The 2,984-nt window shown below is 55.8% G+C and carries 1 protein-coding gene and 2 pseudogenes; 2 read left to right on the top strand and 1 reads right to left on the bottom strand.

Annotation, left to right across the window (positions count from 1 at the left end):
* Positions 1-737 precede the first annotated feature (737 nt).
* Together ACQZ6J_RS33825 and ACQZ6J_RS33820 are read left to right on the top strand one after the other, a co-directional pair.
* Positions 738-953, top strand: a pseudogene (locus tag ACQZ6J_RS33825) (type II toxin-antitoxin system Phd/YefM family antitoxin); the annotation flags it as partial.
* A gap of 909 nt (positions 954-1,862) precedes the next feature.
* On the top strand, positions 1,863-2,660 hold the full coding sequence (locus ACQZ6J_RS33820) for an IclR family transcriptional regulator (protein WP_449087226.1): 798 nt from the start codon (positions 1,863-1,865) through the stop codon (positions 2,658-2,660).
* A gap of 198 nt (positions 2,661-2,858) precedes the next feature.
* On the opposite strand, the pseudogene ACQZ6J_RS33815 reads toward ACQZ6J_RS33820, so the two are convergent.
* Positions 2,859-2,984: pseudogene (locus ACQZ6J_RS33815) on the bottom strand (electron transfer flavoprotein subunit alpha/FixB family protein); the annotation flags it as partial.

Genomic DNA, 2,984 nt, shown 5'->3' with positions numbered 1-2,984 from the left:
GGCGGCGTCAAGCTCTCCGGCCTCGGCCGCGAGGGGTCCCGCTACGGCATCGAGGAATTCACCGAAATCAAATATGTCTGCCTCGGCGGCGTCGTCTGACCGCTGATGGGACGACCATTACCTTGCCTGCTCCCATACCTGTCTATCAAAGGCCTAGCGCGTTCGATTGATGTTAATATTTCACCGCCCTTGGAGGATGCCGCCAATGAATACAAATATACGCCACGCCGAGCCTTGTGATCTCTCCTCCATGGAGAGAATGCTCGTGCTCCTCGGCAGGGCTGCCATATGGTATCCACTTTATGCCGGTCTTCAGAAGACCAGACGTACATAGCGTTACCCAATGCAGAGGATTGGCGTCTCCGACGAGACCATGGAGCGGCCCTATCATTCTCATAACTGCCGAGTTTTCCGGCAAAATTCCTGATGCCGGCTCTTGAACAGGTTGGAACCGTCGCGCAGCGTAGCGACATCGATGCGCTGGCCGCGTTTGAGATGCGCAGTCGTGGATAACGACAGCGGGAATGTCTGTATCAGCGTCGAACGGAGCCAGGCCCGTGTGGGATATTGCTACGGACCGGGAAATCATGTTCATGGGGAACGCCCCGAGAGAGCGGGAAAGAGGCGAGCTCGCGCAGCGCTCTCTCGACCCGCGCCAGCTCACATCCCATCATTGACTTCGACCAAGTCACTGACCATCTTTTGGGTAAGATATCAAGAACCAAAGAACCCGCGCGATGCGCGTATCTGTCAGTGATGCCAAGGGGCAGCTCACCGAACTGGTGAAGCGGACCGAAGCTGGAGATAAGGTCATCCTGACCCGTCACGGCCATGAGATCGTGCGTCTCGTCGCCGTGGCTGCAGCATCCGGTTCGAAGGATCGGCGAACGTTGATGGAGAGAGTTCGCGCAGCAGCAGCCAAGGCGCTGCCGGGACTGGACGGGGGGCGCTCGACATGGCTGAGAAGCTGGGCTGCGCAAGTTGCCAAACGTCGAGGTGCAAAGCGTGCGATGGTGGCTTTGGCAAGACGCATCGGCACCATCCTTCACCGGATGTGGAAGGATGGTACTGAATTTTCCTTCGTCCCGTTGCTCGCCAAGTCGGCCTGAGCCTTCACATCAGAACCATATCGTTGACGTCTGCCTGACCGCAGATCTTCGAGGTCCCAACCAGGACGTGGTTCCGATGATGCCGTGGTCAGGACTGTCGCCGGCCTCTGCCGAGCACGCCAATGAGATGGGCACATCGGAATTACCGCACTGAACCAGCATCACGTTGGCAGCCATCGCGCTGATCACGGACCGAAGCATGAACCCGGGGTGACCTCAAATGAGGGGCAAAGCAAGCCAGGCATCGGCGAAAGGGAATCTGTCGGGATCATTTGCCGCACTGTTAGCATGATGGCGCTGCGGCAGTCGTCACTTTTTGCTTGACCGGTACGGCCCCGTTACCGAAGTCCTGAGCCTAGGCGAATGCACACAAAAACAACATGAATCCTGCTGCCATAACAACGAACCCCAAGCGTAGCGCTCGGCTAGACACCGGCACTCACGGGGAGGATGCCGCGTTATCTACAGTATTCTTTTGATGTTCGAATGGCCGTGGTGAAGCATTTCGCCCCTTTAAAATGCTGATAATTGATCCAAGTTCCGATAATCGGATTTTGCAATTGCCTTTTGATCCTTTTTGCGATTTCCTATCAGAGACGAATTCGCGAGAGGCGACCAGTGAACCATTAAGGATGTGTTGAAATGAGTCGCTGATTGTTGCGCGAACTGTGAAGACAGCATAGAAACCAAGCTAGGTTCTACCGAATGCCTAGATGGAACTTCATCACGCCCTAGCTTGCACGATATCGGGACATGAACGAAACAACGCCGAAAGACAGTCCTCTTGAGCGATACATAACCATTCTGGAAACCATCGCTCCCTTTCCTGAAGGTCTCAGCGCGGCGGAACTCGAAACGGCGCTTGACCTGCCTAAAACGACTGTGAACCGGCTTCTCAACGTTCTAGCTGGCAGTGGAATGATCAGCTACCAGAATGTCAGAAATCGCACATTTCGTCTGGGCGACCGAATTCTTCGGCTCATTCAATCTTCGCCTGAGGCTGGGTGGCTGGCCATGCTGGCGCAACGGCCCCTGCAGACGTTAGCAGAACAGACTGGCCAATCAGCATATATTTCGCGGTTCGACGGAGCCGAAGTCCGATCGGTGACCTGCGTCGCGCCGGACACGCCCGTTCGAACCTACGTCATGCCTGGCATGATGCTGCCAATCAACGCGACGGCATCTGCGAAGGCAATTCTCGCGTTCCAACCACGTGAAGTCCAAGAACAAGCGCTAAGTCGAGATCTTCGCGAATACACGGAAAAGACGAAGGTCGATATCAACCTCCTTCTCGAGGAGCTTGAGGAAGTTCGGAGGCATGGCTTTGCCGTGGATTTGGCGGAGCACGTAGCGGGTCTCGGCTCAATCGCCTATCCGATCCAACCAGCGAAAAGCGATGTACAATACGCTGTCGGCGTGACCGGCCCGTTCGGCATGATCATTGAACGAGATTTCGAGGCCCATTGTAAAGCAATCGAAATCACCGCCCGCCGAATAGGGAAGCTTCTCCAGATGCGCGGTGCCGACATGCAAGGGGATGCAGTTGAATAGAATTGGCGTGCGTTGATGCGATGCAACGCGTCCGTTAATAGCTGAGCTAGTACGGCTATTCCACTGCCGCCAACTTGGCGCAGGGTGCCGCGTCGGCTGGTTCAACGCCAGCATGCGTCCTTCCTGTCAAAGTTCATCGTGCGATAAACTTTGACAGGTGACAAAACGCGGCGCTTAACCGGGCGCTGTGATCCGTTGTTAGAGCGCCTTTTGCAGTTCGGGCAATGCTTCGAAGAGGTCTGCGACGAGGCCGTAGTCGGCGATCTGGAAGATCGGGGCTTCCTCGTCCTTGTTGATGGCGACGATGACCTTCGAGTCCTTCAT

Source organism: Rhizobium sp. A37_96 (assembly GCF_053521765.1).
Note: the sequence above shows the minus strand (reverse complement) of the source record. Positions and strands in the feature narration are given on the sequence as shown.